Consider the following 18,367-nt stretch of genomic DNA (forward strand, 5'->3'; position numbering starts at 1 on the left):
GCCTCCTCGTTCACTGCTTCTCTCGGTCACTCCAGCACGCCGGCGGCCGCGAGCTGCGCGCACCGCTCCTCGCTCAGCCCGAGCAACTCCCGCAGCACGGCGGTGGTGTGCTGGCCGAGCAGCGGCGCCGGGGCGGTGAGCGCGCCCGGCGTGGCCGCCAGCCGGGCCACGACGCCCTCGTGGCGGACCGGCCCGGTGAGGGGATGGTCGAGCTCCTGGTAGAAGCCGCGGGCGGCGAGCTGTTCGTCGGCCTCGACCAGGTCGCGGCCGGTCGCCACGACCGCGGCGGCGATGCCCTCGGCCTGGAGTCGGGCGGCCAGCGCGGCGGCGTCCTGGCCCCGGGTCCAGGCGGCAAGCGCGGTGTCGATCGCGTCCTCGTGGGCGCGGCGGGTCGCCAGGTCGCCGTCGCCCGGCAGGTCGACGAGCGTGGTGAGGGCACGCCACCCCGCGTCGTCCCGCACCGCTATCGCCACCCAGCGGTCGTCCCCGGCCGCCGGGTAGACGCCGTGCGGCACGGCGCGGGGCGAGCGGTTCGGGTGCTCGGCGGTGCGCGGGTCGGGTCCCGGCCGGCCGAGCGCCGGTTCGAGGACGGCCGGCCCCATCGTCGCCGCCATGGCCTCCAGTTGGGAGAGGTCGACGTGCCCGCCCCGGCCCTCGGCCAGCAGGTCGAGGGCGGCGAGCACGGCGGCGTTGGCCGCGACCATGTCGCCGAGCCCGAAGGTCAGGCCCTGCGGCGGGCCGCCCGGGTCGCGGGTCTCGCTGGACAGGCCGGACATCGCGGCGAGCGTGTCGGCGAAGGTCACGGCGTCGCGCCAGGGCCCGGTCCCGCCGACGCCGGCCATCGACACGAGGATCACGTCCGGGTTGAGCTTCCGCAGGTTGGCGTGGTCCATGCCCCACCGGGCGAGCACCCCGGGGCTGAAGTTCTCCACGACGACGTCGCAGTGCGGCACCAGGTCGCGCAGCAGCCGCTGTCCCTCGGGGGTGCGGAGGTTGAGCGCGACGCTCCGCTTGTTCCGGTTGAAGTTGAGGAAGTAGCCGCTGTCGTCGGGTCCGGCGTCCGGGCGCAGCCGCATGGACGGGGCGAATCTGGTGGGGTCCTGCCGGTGCCGGGACTCGATCTTGATCACGTCCGCGCCGTGTTCGGCGAGTTGCTTGGTCGCGTAGGGGCCGGCCAGCACCCAGGTGAGGTCCAGTACCCGCACCCCGCTCAGCGGGCGGGCGCCGCTCCGCGCCCGAAGTCCGCGCGGCCGCCCGTGGCGCCAGGGCGCCGCCGGGGGCGCCTCGTGCACGGCGTCGAGCGTCACCGGCCGGGGCCTTGGCGACCAGGGGAAGCCGACGTCCTCGACCCCGCCGGCCGGCAGCCCGTCGCCGACGACCGTCACGAAGTAGCCGCGGTCCCGCAGTTGCGGGTTGTCCGGCAACCGCTCGGGCGCCACGACCTCGGCCCACGGGAGGGCGCGGGCCCGGCCGCCCTCGGCGATCCCGGCGGCCGTCCGCCGGGCCGCGAACCGGGCCACGATCGCGTCGACGTGCGGGCGGCCGCGCCATCGGAAGGCGGCGTCGCCCCAGCGCTCGTCGTCGAGGTCGTCCGCCTCGCCGACCTCGACGAGCCACGCCAGCAGGTCCGTCCACATCCGGTCGCTGCCGGAGTAGCCGCCGGCCACGTGGCCGTCCACGGCCTCGAAGATCCGGTGCGCCACGTGCTCGTACACCCCGCCGTTGCGCACCGGGTGGCGGCCGGCGTGGATCCAGGCGACGGCGCCGGTCTCCAGGGTGGCGGCGGTCGCCTCCTGCACGGAGACGTCGACGAGTTGACCGGTGCCGGAGAGCACGCCGAGCAGCGCGCCGATCGCGGCGTGGGCGCCGGCCACCCCGAGCGCCTGTTCGCGGGGCGGCGGTTTCGGCTGCCCGTCGGGCCGGCCGCCGAGCCAGGTCATCCCGCCGGCCGAGGCCAGGACCAGGTCGTCGCCCGCCCAGTCGCGCCGTGGCCCGGTGAGCCCGAAGGGCGTCACGACCACGTGCACCGCGTGCGGCCAGCGCGACGTGCCGTCCGCGCGCAGCCCGCGCAGGGTGGCGAAGGGGCCGCTCTCCAGCACGATGTCGGCGCCGGCGGCCAGTCCGTCCAGCTCGGCCGGGTCGCGTGCCGGTGTCCAGCGCTTCCCCGCGTGCCAGTGCGTCCGCTCCGCCGGCGCCGCCCCGTCACCGGGGTCGATCCGCAGGACGTCGGCCCCGAGCCCCACCAGCGAGCGAGCGCCGTGGAAGGCGAGTTCGTCGGTGAGATCGAGCACGCGCAACGGCACAGGGCGCCCTACCAGCACGGTTCCTCCTCGAGCGTGTCGCACCGCCTCACCCTCGCCCGGTGCGGGGCGCTCGGCCAGCGGCACGTTCCGCTCATCAGACCGCCGGCGGAACGTCGTCAGAGCGGCGCGCGGCCCGGGGAGCCGGCGGTGGCCCTTCGTGTCGTCGTCGGTGCGGCGGGCGGGCGCCGGTCCATCGCCCGCGCGATGCCGGCCGCCGTGGCGCGCAGTGGGGGCAGCAGGCGTTGTGCCGTGACCTGGGCCACGGGTGCCGTGGCCGAGACGGCCGCGTGCACGGTGCCGTCCTCCCCGATCACGGGCACGGCGAGGCTGCCGTAGCCGGACAGGGTCTCCCCGGCCTCCAGGGCGAAGCCCCGCTCGGCGACGACGGCGAGTTGCCGCCGGAGCGCGTCGGCGGAGACGACGGTCCGCTCGGTCAGTGACGGCAGCCCGGACTCGGCGAGCCGCTCCACCTGCTGCCGGCTGGCCGGCGACCCGGCGAGCAGCACCTTCCCGGTCGCGGTGCACCAGGCCGGCAGCCGCCCGCCGATCTGCGAGTGGCTGTGGATGTTGGCCCGGCCGGCGATCTTCTCCAGGTAGAGGACGTGCGTCCCGTCGAGCACGGCGAGGTGGATGGTGGCGCGGGTGCTGGTGTACAGGTCGGTGAGCGGCGGGCGCGCGACGGCCCGCAGCGACGCGGAGGCGAGGACCCGCTCGCCCAGCTCGAACATCCGGATGCCGAGCTGGTACGACTCGCCCCGGCGCTCCAGCAGGCCCCACCGCACGAGCTCCTGCGCGAGCCGGTAGGCCGACGCCTTCGGCACCCCGGAGCGCCTGCTCAGCTCGGTCAGCCGGAGCTGGAAGGGACCGGACTCGAACGCGCCGAGCAGCAGTTGCGCCTTGCCCAGGACGGAGTTGGGGCGTTCGGTCTCCTCGTCGGCGTCTGCCACCATCGGTGTTCTCCTCACTCCGCTGCCCGGCCGTCCGTACAGGTGGCCGGCCCCCCGGACGTCACCGGCAGTGAACCAGGGACAAAGGCCCACGAACACCCCCTGGTGACCATGACTTCCACGGACGGACACGGAAAGTGGATCAACGGGACGTTTCGTCCGGGAATCCCCGTGTAAACATCAGATCACCGCGTGAACACGCCACCATCGAGGGCCGGTCGGCGCACTCTCCCGAGGTGGGGAGTCGGGTGGCTACCATTCCCTCCATGCGCCGCGTCCTCGCCAGGTGTGCCTCGCCAGCCGCCCTGCTGGCCATCATGGCGCTGCTGGCGTGCGTCTACAGCAGCGAGACGACCGGGTTGCTGCCCCACCACGTCCCGGCTGTGGCGCATTCGATGTTCGGCAGCGCCCCGGCGGCGAGGACGACCGACGCGGCCGCCGACGACTCCGCGGGTCGCCGCCACGTGGTGAGCGACGACGGGCGCGAGTCCCACGTCGAGGGCATGGGGAGATGCGCCGAGGAGTCCGGCCACTGCCTCCTGACAGCCGCTCAGCCGAAGTCCTCGATCGTCATCGACGCGTCGTCCGCACCGGCCACGGCCCTCACCACCGGGCGTGGTGGGTCGGCCGAGGCGTCGGGGCCCGAGCGGGTGTCGTCCGTGCCGTTCGTGTCGGGCGAGGGCGGCTACGACACCTACCGGGTGCCGGCCGCCATCACCACGCAGGACGGCACGGTGCTGGCGTTCGCCGAGGGGCGGGTCGACGGGGCCGGTGACAGCGGCGAGATCGACGTCGTCGTGCGGCGTTCCCGTGACGGCGGCCGCACCTGGGGCCCGATGGACGTGGTCGCGCACGGCGACGGGGACACCCGGGGCAATCCGGCGCCGGTGATCGACCCGGAGTCCGGCCGGGTCGTGCTGCTCACCTGCTACAACAGCGGCGAGGTCACCGAGGACGAGATCGTCAGGGGCGTGGTGACGCCCGAGCAGAGCCGGCGGGTGTTCGTGCAGTACAGCGACGACGACGGCCGCTCGTTCAGCGACCCGCGGGAGATCACCGAGGACGTCAAGGCGGACGACTGGCGTTGGTACGCCACCGGTCCCGGGCACGCGCTGGCGCTCGCCGAGGGGCCGCACGCCGGGCGGCTCGTGGTGCCGGCCAACCACTCGGCCGCGCCGCCGGACGGCTCGGCCGACACCGGCAAGGAGCCCAGGTACTACGGCTCGCACGCGCTGATCAGCGACGACGGCGGCCGGAGTTGGCGCGTCGGCTACGTCGACGCCGACTACGAGGGCGTGATCAACTCCAACGAGTCGTCCGCCGCCGAACTCCCGGACGGCCGCGTCTACTTCAGCGCCCGCGACCAGCACGGCACCAGCGTCGGCAACCGGGCGGACGCCTTCTCGACGGACGGCGGCGAGAGCCTGGAGGGCGGCACCTTCGCCATCCAGGAGAGCCTGAACGACGTGCCGGTGGTGCAGGGCAGCGTGCTGCGGCCGGCCGGCGACGACGACGCGCCGCTGCTGTTCTCGGGCCCGTCGAACCCGAGCAGCCGCGAGGCCCTCACGGTCTGGCGCAGCGACGACGACGGCACGTCCTTCACCCGGGTGATCACGCTCTCCGCGCTGCCCGCCGCCTACTCGGACCTGGTCGAGTTGGACGACGACACGGTCGGCGTGCTGTACGAGACGGGCGACGAGGGCCCCTACGAGCGGATCGAGTTCCGCCGGCTCGGGGTGCGCTGACCGTCAGCCGAGGCCGGCGGCAGTGAGGCGCTGGGCGACCAGCGCCACCTCGTCGTCGGTGAGCGGGATCTGCGGCTCGGCCGTCGTGGCGTGGTCGATCACGCCACGCAGCCGCAGCGCGGCCTTGAAGGCGCCGATGGCGGCCGAGCCGCGGCCCATCCGGGCAGGCGGGGCGGCGTCCACCATGCCGAACAGGCCGAGTAGCCGCTCCTGTTCGGCCCTGGCCCGGCCCCACTCGCCGGCCGTGGCGTGCTTCACGAGACGGACGTAGCCGTGCGGGTCGACGTTGCCGAGGCCGGGGACGACGCCGTGGGCGCCGAGCAACAGGGCGGTGTCCACGAGGAGTTCGGAGCCGGTGAGGACGCTGAAGCCGGTGGGGGCGCTTATGGCGATGGTGCGGAGCGTGGCCTGGTCGCCGCTGGAGTCCTTGAGCCCGACCAGCGTGCCGTCGGCGGCGAGGTCGAGCACGAGGTCGGCGTCGAGCTTGCTGTGCACGGAGGAGGGCAGGTCGTACGCGACGAGCGGAGCGCCGATCTCCTTGGCGATCCGCTGGAAGTGGCGGGCGATCTCGGCCGGGTGGGTCCTGGCGTAGAACGGGGCGGTGGCCACCACGGCGTCCGCGCCGGCGGCCAGCGCCGTCTCCGCGTGGTCCAGCACGCGGGGGGTGGTCATGTCGATGGCGCCGGCCAGCACGGGGATCGCGCCCGCCACGTGCCGGACGACGGTCTCCACGACGAGTCTGCGCTGGTGGTCGGTCAGGTAGGCGGCCTCGGAGCTGGAGCCGAGGACGAAGAGGCCGTCGACGCCGGCGCCTGCCAGGTGGTCCACCAGTCGGACGAGGGAGCGGGTGTCCACCGCGCCGTCCGGCGTGAGCGGGGTGCAGACGGGCGGGATCACTCCGGTCAGCCGGCCGGCGGGCAGGTTCATGTGCGCTCCAGGGAGGTGACGGACGGGGCGCCGCGCGCCGCCCGGGCCTGCTGGACCAGGCCGCTGGTGGACTCGTCCCCGGGCACCGGGTGGTGGCAGCGGTACCGATGGTCGCGTTCGTCGGTGACGAAGTCCGGCATCGACGCGGCGCACGCGTCGTCCGCCTTCCAACAGCGGGTGCGGAACGGGCAGCCGCTCGGCGGCCTGATGGCCGACGGCAGCGGCCCGACCAGCGGAATCGGCTGGATCGGGTCGAGCAGTCCCGGCGTCGCCGAGAACAACGCCCTGGTGTACGGGTGTCGGGCGTGCGCGGTGACGCGCGCCGCGGGCGCCTCCTCGACGATGCGGCCGAGGTACATCGTGATGACGCGGTCGCTCATCCGGCGCACGGTCTGGATGTCGTGCGACACGAACACCAGGGCGAGGCCGAGGCGTTCGCGGAGGTCGAGGAGGAGGTTGAGGATCTGGGCGCGGACGGAGACGTCGAGCGCGCTGGTCGGTTCGTCGGCGATCAGCAGCTCGGGTTCCAGCGCGAGGGCGCGGGCGATGGCCACGCGTTGCCGCTGGCCGCCGGAGAGTTGGCCGGGCAGCGCGTCGGCGAGCGAGGCGGGGAGCCCGACCAGCGACATCAACTCGCGTACCCGCTCGTCGCGTTGCGCGGGGGTGCCGCGGCGGTGGACGTCGAGCGGGTCGCGCAGCACGCGGCGGATCGGCATGCGGCGGTTGAGCGCGGTGGACGGGTCCTGGAAGACCATGCCCAGCCGGGTGCCGACGGTGACGCGGCGCTCGGCGGGCGGCATCGCCCACAGGTCGCGGCCGCGGTGGGCCACGGTGCCGCTGGTCGGGCGCTGGACGCCGATCAGGACGCGGGCCAGGGTGGACTTGCCGCAGCCCGACTCGCCGACGATGCCGACGGTCTCGCCCGGCGCGACGGTGAGGCTGGCGCCGGTGAGCGCGTGCACCCGGTCCGACCTGAACAGGCCGCCGGTTCTGGCCGGGAAGACGACGTGCGTGTCGGTGACGGTCATCAGGGCCGTGGTCGCGTCGGGTTGCCGGTCGGTCGTCGCCGTCATGGCGCCACCTCCTCGGGTGCGAGGCTCGCGGGACTCGGTGGGCTGGCCGGGTGGTGGCAGAGGACGAGGTGCCCCGCTCCCTCGCCCGGGCGCTCGGGTGGCGTGGCGGCGCAGTCCGCGTCGGCGAACGGGCAGCGGTCCGCGAACCGGCAGCCGGGCGGGAAGGCGGCCGGCGACGGCACGACGCCACGGATCTGGATCATGCGCTCGGCCGTGGACTCCAGGGAGAGCACCGCGCCCAGCAGGCCACGGGTGTAGTGGTGGGCCGACGCGCCGAGCAGGTCGGCGGTGACACCGGTCTCCACGATCTGCCCGCCGTACATCACGGCCACCCGGTCGGTGACGTCGGCGATCAGGGCCAGGTCGTGGGAGACGAGGACCAGCGCGAAGCCGAGTTCCTCGCGGAGCCGGAGCAGCAGCTCTATCACCTGGGCCTGCACGGTGACGTCGAGCGCCGTGGTGGGCTCGTCGGCGACGATCAGGCGCGGGTCGCGGGAGAGCGCCATGGCGATGAGGACGCGTTGCCGCTGACCGCCGGAGAGTTCGTGCGGGTAGCTGCGGAGCACGCGTTCCGGGTCGAGGCCGACGAGTTCCAGCAGTTCGGCGGGGGTACGGCGGCCGCCACGGCGGACCAGCTGGCGGAGCTGGGCGCGGATGGACATCGCGGGGTTGAGGGAGGAGAGCGCGTCCTGGTAGACCATCGCCATCTCGTGCCCGAGCAGCCGGCGGCGCTCGCGGGCCGACATGCCGATGAGCTCCCGCCCCTGGAACCGGACGCTGCCGCGCACCCGGGCCTCGCGGGGCTGGAGCCCCATCACGGTGAGGGCGGTCAGCGACTTGCCGCAGCCCGACTCCCCGACGAGGCCGAGCACTTCGCCGGGCCGCACCTCGAAGCTGACGCCGGCCACGATGTCGATCCCCGCGTGCCGGCCCTCGAACCCGACCGCCAGATCGGTGACGGCCAACACCGGCTCCGCGCCGTCCGCCACCCCCCGCCGCAACCGCCGCGAAGCGGCCGCCAACGCGGCCCCGTAGGGGAACGGATCCCCGCCGGCGCCGGCGCCGGCGCCGGCCGGGCCGGAGGCCGGCTCGGCGTCCGCCGGTTCCGGCTTGGCCGTCGGGCCGTCGCCCGGGCCGACGTCCCGGGAGGCCGCGTCGGCCGCCGCCGTGGCCGAACCGGCGGCGGAGCCGTCGCCCGGGCCGCCCGCGCCAGCGGCACCGGCTTCGCCGCCGGCCGCCTCGGCGTCGGCCGGCACGCCGGCCGCGGGCCCAGCCGCGCCCCGGAGGGCCGCGCCAGCGGCCCCGATGCCATCCGCAGGTGCCCGCGCAGCGGGCACGGCCACCCCACGGGCACCGGCGGCGGAGCCGCCGGCCGGGTCCGGGCCGGCGGCCCGGGTGGCACCACCCGCCGCCGCCGCGCCGGTGCCCACGCCGCCCGCACCGGCGGCGGAGTCGTCGGGTCGGCCGGCCGCCAAGGCCACGGTGTCGGAGATGCCCTCGGAGAGGATGTTGAGGCTCAGGACCGTCAGCAGCATCAGCAGGCCGGGGAAGACCGTGGCCCACCAACCGCCCAGCAGGACCATGTTCTTGCCGTCGGCGATGACGCTGCCCCAGGACGGCTCCGGCGGCCGGACGCCCGCGCCGATGAAGGAGAGGGACGCCTCGAAGACGATGGCCTCGGCCACCATCACCGTGCAGAACACCAGCACCGGCGCGGCGCAGTTGATCGCCACGTGCCGGATCAGGATGTGCGGTGTGCGGGCGCCGATGATGCGTTCGGCCGTGACGTAGTCCTCGCCGTACTGCGCCATCACGTTGGCCCGCACCACCCGTGCCACGGGTGGGATGTTGAGGAAGGCGATGGCGCAGACCAGCACGGGGATGCCGCCGCCGAAGACGGAGATCAGCACGGCGGCGAGCGCGATGCCGGGGAAGGCCATGACGACGTCGAGGCCGCGCATCACCGCCTCGTCGACCGCGCGCCGCGAGGTGGCCGCGACGGAGCCGAGGACGGCGCCGACGAGCAGCGCGAGCAGCGTGGCGCCGAGCCCGATGGCCAGCGACCACCGCGCGCCGTACATCAGCCGGCTGAGGATGTCGCGGCCCAGGCTGTCCTGGCCCATCCAGTGGTCGGCGGACGGGCCCTCCACGGTCGGCGCCTGTGTGTAGGGGTCGTGGGGCACCAGGATCGGGGCGAGGAGCGCCGTGAGGACCACGATCCCGAGCATGCCGAGTGCGATCCGCGACGCCAGGGGCAGCCTCCGCAACAGCTTCATGTCGCGCTCCTGAGCCGGGGGTTGATCAGCAGGTAGAGGATGTCGATCACCAGGTTCACGACCACGAAGCCGACGGCCGTCGTCAGCACCACGCCCTGGACCACCGCCGGGTCGCCGTTCCGCACCGCATCGATCATGAGCTTGCCCATCCCGGGGAGGGCGAAGATCGTCTCGATGACGACGGCGCCGCCGAGCAGGTAGCCGACCCGCAGGCCGAGCACGGTCAGCGGGTTGATCAGCGCGTTCCGCAGCACGTTGCGTCCGACGACGACCACCGGCGGGAGGCCGCTGCCGACGGCGGTGCGCACGTAGTCCCGGTCGAGTTCCTCGACCACCGCGGTCCGCACGATGCGGGTGAGTTGGGCGGCGACGGGCAGCGAGAGCGCCAGCGCCGGCAGCGTCATCGTCTCCAGCCACCCGCTGAAGGAGTCGTTGGGGTTGATGTAGCCGCCGGTCGGGAACCAGCCGTGGTCCACGGCCGCGTACTGGATCAGCAGCAGGGCGAGCCAGAAGGCGGGCGCGGCGACGCCGGTCAGCGAGACGACGCGGATCAGCTGGTCGGGCAGCCGGTCGCGGTAGACGGCGGCGGTGACGCCGAGCAGCAGCGAGAGGACGACGGCGAAGCCCAGGCCCAGGAAGGCCAGTTGCATGGTGAGCGGCAGCGCGGTGGTGACCTGGTCGACCACCGGTGCCCTGGTCAGCACGCTGATGCCCATGTCGCCCCTGACGAGCTCGCCGACGAAGTCGGCGTAGCGGACCGGCAGCGGGTCGAGCAGCCCGTTCTCCTCGCGGAACTGGTGCAGTTGCTCCTGGGTGGGGTTGGCGCCCTGGAAGTAGGCGGAGGCGGGGTCCATGTCGGAGAACCGCATGACCAGGAAGACGAAGAGGATGATGCCGAGCAGCAGCGGCACCAGCAGCAGGACGCGGCGCAGCACCATCCGGGCGACGAGGATCACGACGACGCCCTCGCCCTTGCCTGGAGCAGGTTGAGGCCGGGGTAGGGCTGGGCGCGGACGCCGACGATGCGGTCCGGATCCCAGGCGGTGAGCAGTTCGTTGTGCACCACGGGGTAGAGGACGGCCTGTTCGGCGATGACGTCCAGGTACTCGTGGACGAGTTCGAGCTTGCGGTCCGGGTCGGGCTCCTCGGTGGCGCGGTCCATCCGGGCGAACAGGTCGGTGGCCTCGTCGCTGGTGTCCCACCCGGTGTAGGCCATCCACGTGCCGCCGGCGGTGTAGTTGTAGCGGAGGATCAGGTCGGGGTCGACGCCGAACTGGTTGGGGTTGGAGACGGCGGCGACCACCTGGTAGTCCTGGTTCTGGTCCATCTTGGTGAAGAGCGCCGAGGTCTCCTGCGGTTCGAGCGTGGTGCGCACGCCGATCGCGTCCCAGCCCTCCTTGATGGTGGGCAGGCAGTCGACGGCCCAGCTGACGTTGACGGACATCAGGTTGACGCTGAGGTTCCCGACGCCGGCCTCGTCGAGGAGTCGGCGGGCGCGGTCCGGGTCGTAGGAGTAGACGGTGGCGGCCGGCCGGTGGGCGGGGTGGTCCTCGTTGAGGAACGAGGTGGCGGGCCGGCCGTTGCCGCGGAGCGCGACGTCGACGATCTGCTGGCTGTCGATGGCGTGGAACAGCGCCTGCCGCACCCGGACGTCGTCGAAGGGCGGGTTGGCGGTGTTGAACATCAGGAACAGGTGGTTCATGCCGGCGCCGCCCGCCACCTCGAGGCCGTCGCCCCGGAGTTGCTCGACGTTGGCGTAGGGAATGTTGTCGGCGATCTGGGCGTCGGCGCTGCCGCCGGAGATCCGGGCCACGCGGGGCGCGGCGTCGACGACGGTCAGCCAGTTCATGGAGCGGAAGGTGGGCGGCCGGGGGCCGTTGTAGCCGTCGTACGCCTCGAAGACGGTGTTGGACTTCGGGGTGTGGGAGGCCTGCCGGTAGGGCCCGGAGCCGAGGGCGAAGCCGCCGGCCGCGTCGTCCCAGGCGCCGTCGCGGCCGAAGACGTGCCGGGGCATGATCTTGGCGATGGTGAGCCGGGGGGCGGCCTCTGGGAACGGGAAGCGGAAGTCGAGTTCGACGGACAGGTCGCCGGTCTTCCGCACCTCGGCGAGCCAGGTGACGAAGAAGGAGCGGGTGAGGGGGTTGGCCTCGGCGTCGAGGATCCGCTCGAAGGTGAACACCACGTCGTCGGCGGTGACCGGTTCGCCGTCGTGCCAGGTGGCGCCGTCCCGGAGGGTGAACTGCCAGGTGGTGGCGGTCTGGTCGAGGGGGAGCGCGGTGGCGAGCGCCGGGTAGGGGGCGCGGGTGATGGGGTCGGTGTCGAGCAGCCCCTCGTAGATGTGGTTGTTGCCCGCCATGCCGAACGCCGAGGCGGTCATGGTCGGGTCCCAGCTGCCGTCGTTGCCGTAGCCGATGACGGCGGTCAGGTCGGTGAGGCCACCGCCGCCGCGGCCACCGCCGGGGTCGATGGTGGAGGGCGGCCCGGTGCAGGCGCCGAGTGACGCGGTGATCGCGCCCGCGGCACCCAGCGCGCCGGTGATCCTGAGAAAGTCCCTGCGGGCGAGGGCACGGTCCATCGACGCCTCCTGGCGACTCCGGCGGGAGGTCCTACGTTCTACGTCCGATGTCACGGTAGGAGCGGCCGCGAAGGGTGGTCAAGACCTGTGCGCCTGGGCTCATTTGACCGGACGTCCCATGTCCTATCTCCTGGCAGAATGTGGCTGCGAATGGTTTGTCGGGGGGTGGGATGTCAGGTGCGTGAGGGAAGGGACACGGCCATGGCACGCCGGATGATGGCGGACGAGGTACAGCGGCGGATCAAGCAGCTGATCCTGGACGGCCGGCTCGCCCCCGGTGACCCGTTGCCGACCGAGAGCGAGCTGATGGGTCGCTTCGACGTCAGCCGCAACTCGGTGCGAGAGGCGTTGAAGGCGCTCCAGGCGGTCGACATAGTCGACATCAGACACGGCTTCGGTACCTATGTCGGCGGGCTCAGCCTGGACTCGTTCGTGAACGGCATGGTGTTCCGCGCCGCGGTGCTGCACGGCCGGGGCGAGGCCGGCCTGTACGAGCTGCTCGAGGTGCGGGAGGCGCTGGAGGCCGGCCTGATCGTGAGCGTGGCGGGGAAGGTGCCGGCCGAGGACCTGGCCGTGCTGCACGAGCTCGTCGCCACGATGGAGCGGGAGGCGGCGGTCGACCGGGTGACGGCGGCCACCGACCGGGCGTTCCACCTGGCGCTCTACCGCTCGCTCGGCAACCACCTGCTGAGCGAGGTGCTCGACGCGTTCTGGGCGGCGTTCCACGCCGCGTTCCAGGGGGTCGGCGACGAGCCGCGGGAGGACCACGGCGACCCGCCGGCGCACACGGTGAGCCGGCACCGCGACATCCTGGCGGCGCTCGAGTCGGGCGACGGGCGGCGTGCCGCGGAGGCGATGCGGCACCACTTCGCGGGCCTCCGCCGGTTCCTCGCCGAGACCGCGCCCGACCGCACGACGGACCACACGGCCGACCGCGGCACCGACCGCGGCACCGACCGCGCGGCCGACGAGAACCTGACGGCGCCGGCGTGACCGGGGCCGACGGCCGGCGCCGGCCGTTCGTCGGTCCGGGCCGCGCCCCCCGCGCGGCCCGGACCGATCGGGCGCTCACGCGCCCACCCGGTGAAGCGAGGTAGTATTTCCCGTTTCCCACGTATGGCGTACGGAGCCGGCCGGCGGAGGTGTGCGTGTCCTGCCTGATCGTCCAGAGTGACAAAACCCTGCTGCTCGAGGTGGACCACGAGCAGGCGGAGGACTGCCGACGGGCGATCGCCCCGTTCGCCGAGCTGGAGCGGGCGCCCGAGCACATCCACACCTACCGGGTGACGCCACTCGGCCTGTGGAACGCGCGGGCCGCCGGGCACGACGCCGAGCAGGTCGTGGACGCGCTGATGACCTACTCCCGGTATCCGGTGCCGCAGGCGCTGCTGGTGGACGTGGCCGAGACCATGGCGCGCTACGGGCGGCTGACGCTGCTCAAGCACCCGGCGCACGGCCTGGTGCTGCAGAGCAACGACCGCGCGGTGCTGGAGGAGGTGCTGCGGTCGAAGCGGATCGCGCCCCTGGTGGGGGCCAGGATCGACGACGACACCGTGGTGGTGCACCCGTCGGAGCGTGGGCAGATCAAGCAGGCGCTGCTCCGGCTCGGCTGGCCCGCCGAGGACCTGGCCGGCTATGTGGACGGCGAGGCGCACCCGATCGAGCTCCGGCAGGAGGGCTGGGCGCTGCGGCCCTACCAGGAGCAGGCGATCTCCGGCTTCTGGCACGGCGGCTCCGGCGTCGTGGTGCTGCCGTGCGGCGCCGGCAAGACACTGGTGGGCGCGGGGGCGATGGCGCAGGCCGCCTCGACCACGCTGATCCTGGTGACCAACACCGTCTCGGCGCGGCAGTGGAAGGCGGAGCTGGTGCGCCGCACCTCGCTGACCGAGGACGAGATCGGCGAGTACAGCGGCACCCGCAAGGAGATCAGGCCGATCACCATCGCCACCTACCAGGTGCTGACCACCAGGCGGAAGGGTGTCTACCCGCACCTGGAGCTGTTCGACTCCCGTGACTGGGGGCTGATCATCTACGACGAGGTGCATCTGCTGCCGGCTCCCGTGTTCAAGTTCACCGCCGATCTCCAGGCCCGCCGCCGCCTCGGCCTGACCGCCACGCTGGTCAGGGAGGACGGCCGCGAGTCCGACGTGTTCTCGCTGATCGGGCCCAAACGCTTCGACGCCCCCTGGAAGGAGATCGAGGCACAGGGCTACATCGCGCCCGCCGACTGCGTCGAGGTCCGGGTGGACCTCACCGAGTCGGAGCGGCTGGCCTACGCCATGGCCGAGCCGGAGGAGCGCTACCGGTTCTGCGCCACCACCGACTCCAAGCGGCGGGTGACCGAGACCCTGGTGCGCCGACACGCCGGGCAGCAGACCCTCGTCATCGGCCAGTACATCGACCAGCTCGACGAGCTCGGCGAGGTGCTCGACGCCCCGGTGATCAAGGGCGAGACCAGCAACGCGCAGCGCGAGAAGCTGTTCGACGCGTTCCGCGCCGGGGAGCTCCAGGTGCTCGTGGTCTCCAAGGTGGCGAACTTCTCGATCGACCTGCCGGAGGCCACGGTCGCGATCCAGGTGTCCGGCACGTTCGGCTCCCGGCAGGAGGAGGCCCAGCGCCTCGGGCGGGTGCTGCGGCCCAAGGCGGACGGGCACGAGGCGCGCTTCTACTCCGTGGTCGCGCGGGACACGATCGACCAGGACTTCGCCGCGCACCGGCAGCGCTTCCTGGCGGAGCAGGGCTACGCCTACCGGATCATGGACGCCGGGGAGCTGACCGCCACGGACGGTGAGGAGCTGGACGGCGTCTGAGCCGGCCACGCCCCGCCGCGCCGCTCGGCGCGGCTCAGTACAGCCTCCGGCGGACTATCGCGCCACGCTCGTCGACCCGGCCGAGCACGGCGACCTCGAAGGCGGCCCCGACCAGCACCCGGACCGCGCGCAACGCGTTCCCCACGAGGTGCCTGGGATGGTTCTCGTTCCCCGAGGCGGTGGCCCCCGGGTGGACAGTTACGGTGCTCATGGGTACAAGGGTGCCGCCGCGCACCCGCCCGCGTCATCGGTCCAAGGACTGAGAGTAGTGGGCCGCCCCTCCCCCCTCGGGCTGATCGTCCCCTAGGGAGAGGGGATGACCCGCCCCTGACGAACGTGCGGACGGCGGATGGCCGGAAGCCGACGGCGGGCGGAAATGATTTGCGTGCCTCGGGGACCCCGGCCTAGGCTCCCTGCCTTGCCTCCACCCGGGACGCCGCGCGGGACGCGCGCGGGCGCTGGGCTGGAGCCGGCCGGACGGCAACCGGTCGGCGTTCCGACCGCTCGTCGGTCACACCCACCGTGCTCCCCTACTCATCCCGGAGGCTTCGCCGTGTCCGCCCCTGAGTCGACAGAACCCTCGCCGCTCGAGGACGAGCGGGCCCACCTGGCCTCGTCCCGCTCCGCACTGCGCGCCATGCGCGCCGACGCCGAGTCCCTCGACATCGGCGACGTCACCGCGAACTGGGTGAACGCCGAGGTCCTGCGGTCCGAGCTCGACCTGCGGATCAAGTCGCTCGCCGACCTGGTGGACACCCCGCTGTTCTTCGGCCGCCTCGACTACCTGCACGACCTCGACGCCGAGGGCGAGCACGGGCACCGCTTCTACATCGGCCGCCGCCACGTCCACGACGCGCACGGCGACCCGATGGTGATCGACTGGCGCGCGCCCGTCTCGCAGCCCTACTACCAGGCGACCAAGCAGAACCCGCGGGACGTCGGCCTGCGCCGCCGCTTCGGCTACGACGGCGGCGAGCTGACGGCCTACGAGGACGAGCACCTGTCCGACCCGACGGAGGTCGAGACCAGCAGCCGGCTGCTCCAGCGGGAGATCGAGCGGCCGCGCGTCGGCCCGATGCGGGACATCGTGGCCACCATCCAGCCGGAGCAGGACGAGATCGTGCGCGCCCCGCTGACCGGCAGCGTCTGCGTCCAGGGCGCGCCGGGCACCGGGAAGACGGCCGTCGGCCTGCACCGCGTCGCGTACCTGCTCTACGCCTACCGGGAGCGGCTGGCGCGCGCCGGCACCCTGGTGATCGGCCCGAACCGCTCGTTCCTCCGCTACATCGAGCAGGTGCTGCCCGCGCTCGGCGAGCTGGAGGTCAAGCAGGCCACGGTCGACGAGCTCGTCGCCCACGTGGAGGTACGGGGCGCGGACGGCGCGACCGCGGCGCGGCTCAAGGGCGACGCGCGGATGGCCGAGGTGCTGCGCCGGGCGGTGCGCGCCGGCGTGCGGATGCCGGCCGAGCCCCTGATGGTGGTCCGCGGCTCGCGACGCTGGCGGGTCCCGGCCCACGAGCTTTCCGAGCTCGTCCAGGAGCTGCTCGACCGGGACATCCGCTACGGCGCGGCCCGCGAGGCGCTGCCGCAGCGGATCGCGCACTCCGTGCTGGTGCGGATGGAGCAGGCCGGCGAGGCGCCCGACGACCGCACGCAGAACGCGGTGGCCCGGACGCCCGCCGTCAAGGCGGTCGTCAAGGAGTGCTGGCCGGCGGTCGAGCCGGCGAAGCTGGTGCTGCGGCTGCTGTCCGACGCCGACTTCCTGGCCGAGATGGCGGAGGGGATCCTGAGCGAGGAGGAGCGCAAGGAGATCCTGTGGGACCGGCCGGCGCGGAGTGTGAAGTCGGCCCGCTGGTCGCCGGCGGACGCGGTGCTGATCGACGAGGCGCGCGACCTGGTGGAGCGCACCGGCTCGCTCGGCCACGTGGTCCTCGACGAGGCGCAGGACCTGTCCCCCATGCAGTACCGGGCGGTGGGCCGGCGCTGTTCCACCGGCTCGGTCACCATCCTGGGCGACATCGCGCAGGGCACCACGCCGTGGGCCACCGAGAGCTGGGCGGCGGCGCTGGCGCACCTGGGCAAGCCGGAGGCGGTGGTCGAGGAGCTGACCCAGGGCTTCCGGGTGCCGCGCACCGTGATCTCGTACGCCTCCCGGCTGCTGCCGGCGATCGCCCCCGAACTGTCCGAGGCCACCTCCGTCCGGGACTCCCCCGGCTCCTTCGAGGTGCGGGCGGTCTCCCCGGCCGAGCTGGACGACGCGCTGGTCACGGCCTGCCGTGCGGCGCTCGCGCGGGAGGGCTCGGTCGGCCTGATCACGGCCGACGCACGGGTGCCCGTGCTGTCGGCGGCGCTGGTCGCGGCGGACCTCGCCCACCTGGCGCCCGGGCAGGAGACCTCGCGCGGCGCGCGGCTGACGCTGGTGCCGGCCTCGCTGGCCAAGGGCCTGGAGTACGACTACGTGGTGCTGGACGACCCGGCGGCCGTGGTGGACGGCGAGCCGGACGAGCGCACCGGGCTCCGCCGCCTCTACGTGGCGCTGACCAGGGCGGTGTCCGGCCTGACGGTGGTGCACGCGGCGCCGCTGCCGGGGCTACTCGCGGCCGCCGGCTGAGCCACGGGGCGGCCCGTCGGCGTCGTCGCCACCGCCCGCGCCGCCCCCGCCCCTGTCGTCGGCGCCCGTGTCGTCGGCGCCCGTGTCGTCCTCGGCGTGCTCCTCGTCCGCGGACCGTCTGCCCTGCAGGGTGAAGACGGTCCAGCAGACCCAGCCGATCGGCTGGAGCAGCCAGTAGCTCCAGAACCGGTACAGCAGGGTGCCGGCCAGCGCCTGCCCGGCCGTCAGCCCGTACACGCTGAGCAGGGCGGCGAGGCTCGCCTCGACGACGCCGATGCCGCCCGGCGTCAGCCGCAGGCTGCCGGGGATCTGCGCGAGGGCGTAGGCGATCAGCAGGCCGTGCCACGGCACGCCGATGTCCAGCGCCCACAGGCAGGCGACCAGGCAGGCGGCGTCCAGCACCCAGTTCAGCTGGGCCAGCGCGAAGGGGTGCAGCCAGGGGCGGATGCCCGGCTGCACGCTCTGGGCCTGCGCCACGAGCTCGCGCACCGCCTCCTCGCCGCGGCGCGCCCGCGCGTGGCGCTCCCGCACGCGTTCCCACCAACGTCGGCAGGCGGCCCTGACCCGGGCGAACCTGAGCAGCACGAGGATCAGCAGCGCGAGCAGGGCCAGCACGGCCAGGCCGCGCCCGATCAACGCGCCTGGACCGCGCGCCCCGGTGGTGAGGAGGCCGAGGACGATCATCACCAGCAGGCCGAGCGCCGACAGCGCGCCCGCGACGACCAGCACGGCGGCGGCGAGCGCCTGCCCGACGCCGCGGCGGCGCAGCTGCCGGTAGATCCAGGCGGCGGAGAACGCGGCGCCGCCCGGCAGCGCGCCGGCCACCGCGTTGGCGGCCAGGGTGAGGCCGAGCATGCTGCCCATCCCCAGCCGTATCCCGCCGGCGAACAGCAGCCAGCGCTGGACGGCGGCCAGACAGAGCAGCGCGCCGGCCTCGCAGACCAGCGCGACGGGCAGCTTGACCAGGCTGACCCGGGAGAGCACGTCGAAGGCCCGGCCGAGCTCGTCCCGGCGCGAGATGGCGATGAACACCGCACCGGCCACCAGCAGGACGGCGACGGGCCACCAGGCCCGCCCGGCCCGCCGGGCCGACGTCGAAC

The 18,367-nt window shown here is 73.8% G+C and carries 13 protein-coding genes; 4 read left to right on the forward strand and 9 right to left on the reverse strand.

Annotated features, from left to right (window positions below; translation table 11 throughout):
* Positions 1 to 26: 26 nt before the first annotated feature.
* Both E1283_RS01815 and E1283_RS01820 read right to left on the reverse strand, forming a co-directional pair.
* Positions 27 to 2,321 (reverse strand): CaiB/BaiF CoA-transferase family protein, encoded by a 2,295-nt coding sequence (locus E1283_RS01815; RefSeq protein WP_165955974.1) that lies wholly within the window; start codon positions 2,319 to 2,321, stop codon positions 27 to 29.
* 98 nt (positions 2,322 to 2,419) lie between these two features.
* Positions 2,420 to 3,253, reverse strand: a complete 834-nt coding sequence (locus E1283_RS01820) for an IclR family transcriptional regulator (RefSeq protein ID WP_132815835.1) — start codon at positions 3,251 to 3,253, stop codon at positions 2,420 to 2,422.
* Positions 3,254 to 3,516: 263 nt separating this feature from the next.
* Here E1283_RS01820 and E1283_RS01825 point away from each other — a divergent pair, with 263 nt between their 5' ends.
* On the forward strand, positions 3,517 to 4,995 hold the full coding sequence (locus E1283_RS01825) for a sialidase family protein (protein ID WP_243744538.1): 1,479 nt from the start codon (positions 3,517 to 3,519) through the stop codon (positions 4,993 to 4,995).
* A 3-nt stretch (positions 4,996 to 4,998) separates the two neighbouring features.
* On the opposite strand, the gene E1283_RS01830 is transcribed toward E1283_RS01825, so the two are convergent.
* From E1283_RS01830 to E1283_RS01855, 5 genes are read right to left on the reverse strand one after another with little or no spacing between them, the layout of a single operon-like run.
* Positions 4,999 to 5,922, reverse strand: a complete 924-nt coding sequence (locus E1283_RS01830; RefSeq protein WP_132815837.1) for a dihydrodipicolinate synthase family protein — start codon at positions 5,920 to 5,922, stop codon at positions 4,999 to 5,001.
* Positions 5,919 to 6,995 (reverse strand): oligopeptide/dipeptide ABC transporter ATP-binding protein, encoded by a 1,077-nt coding sequence (locus E1283_RS01835; RefSeq protein ID WP_132815839.1) that lies wholly within the window; start codon positions 6,993 to 6,995, stop codon positions 5,919 to 5,921. The genes E1283_RS01830 and E1283_RS01835 overlap by 4 nt, the downstream gene beginning before the upstream one ends.
* Positions 6,992 to 9,271, reverse strand: coding sequence for a dipeptide/oligopeptide/nickel ABC transporter permease/ATP-binding protein (locus tag E1283_RS38470; RefSeq protein WP_243744539.1), 2,280 nt, complete (start codon positions 9,269 to 9,271; stop codon positions 6,992 to 6,994). Before E1283_RS38470 ends, E1283_RS01835 begins: the two co-directional genes overlap by 4 nt.
* The gene (locus tag E1283_RS01850) at positions 9,268 to 10,209 is read right to left on the reverse strand and encodes an ABC transporter permease (protein ID WP_425086123.1); all 942 of its coding nucleotides are present in this window, start codon (positions 10,207 to 10,209) and stop codon (positions 9,268 to 9,270) included. The genes E1283_RS38470 and E1283_RS01850 overlap by 4 nt, the downstream gene beginning before the upstream one ends.
* Before the next feature lie 14 nt (positions 10,210 to 10,223).
* Positions 10,224 to 11,846 (reverse strand): ABC transporter substrate-binding protein, encoded by a 1,623-nt coding sequence (locus tag E1283_RS01855; protein WP_132815843.1) that lies wholly within the window; start codon positions 11,844 to 11,846, stop codon positions 10,224 to 10,226.
* Positions 11,847 to 12,047: 201 nt separating this feature from the next.
* On the opposite strand from E1283_RS01855, the gene E1283_RS01860 reads away from it, so the two are divergent.
* Together E1283_RS01860 and E1283_RS01865 are read left to right on the forward strand one after the other, a co-directional pair.
* Positions 12,048 to 12,839, forward strand: a complete 792-nt coding sequence (locus E1283_RS01860) for a FadR/GntR family transcriptional regulator (protein WP_132815845.1) — start codon at positions 12,048 to 12,050, stop codon at positions 12,837 to 12,839.
* 155 nt (positions 12,840 to 12,994) lie between these two features.
* Positions 12,995 to 14,656: a DNA repair helicase XPB gene (locus tag E1283_RS01865; RefSeq protein ID WP_132815847.1), complete on the forward strand. Its 1,662-nt coding sequence runs from the start codon at positions 12,995 to 12,997 to the stop codon at positions 14,654 to 14,656.
* A gap of 34 nt (positions 14,657 to 14,690) precedes the next feature.
* Here the strand turns inward: E1283_RS01865 and E1283_RS36960 are convergent, their stop codons facing one another.
* Complete coding sequence (locus E1283_RS36960) at positions 14,691 to 14,867, reverse strand: hypothetical protein (RefSeq protein WP_165955975.1); 177 nt, start codon at positions 14,865 to 14,867, stop codon at positions 14,691 to 14,693.
* A gap of 342 nt (positions 14,868 to 15,209) precedes the next feature.
* On the opposite strand from E1283_RS36960, the gene E1283_RS01870 reads away from it, so the two are divergent.
* On the forward strand, positions 15,210 to 17,267 hold the full coding sequence (locus E1283_RS01870) for a HelD family protein (RefSeq protein ID WP_243744540.1): 2,058 nt from the start codon (positions 15,210 to 15,212) through the stop codon (positions 17,265 to 17,267).
* Here E1283_RS01870 and E1283_RS01875 read toward each other — a convergent pair.
* The coding region (locus tag E1283_RS01875) for a lysylphosphatidylglycerol synthase transmembrane domain-containing protein (RefSeq protein WP_425086122.1) at positions 17,247 to 18,367 on the reverse strand (1,121 nt) is incomplete at its 5' end. The two genes, E1283_RS01870 and E1283_RS01875, sit on opposite strands and share 21 nt — an antisense overlap.

This window comes from Streptomyces hainanensis (genome assembly GCF_004348415.1).
Classification (GTDB): Bacteria; Actinomycetota; Actinomycetes; order Streptomycetales; family Streptomycetaceae; genus Streptomyces; species Streptomyces hainanensis.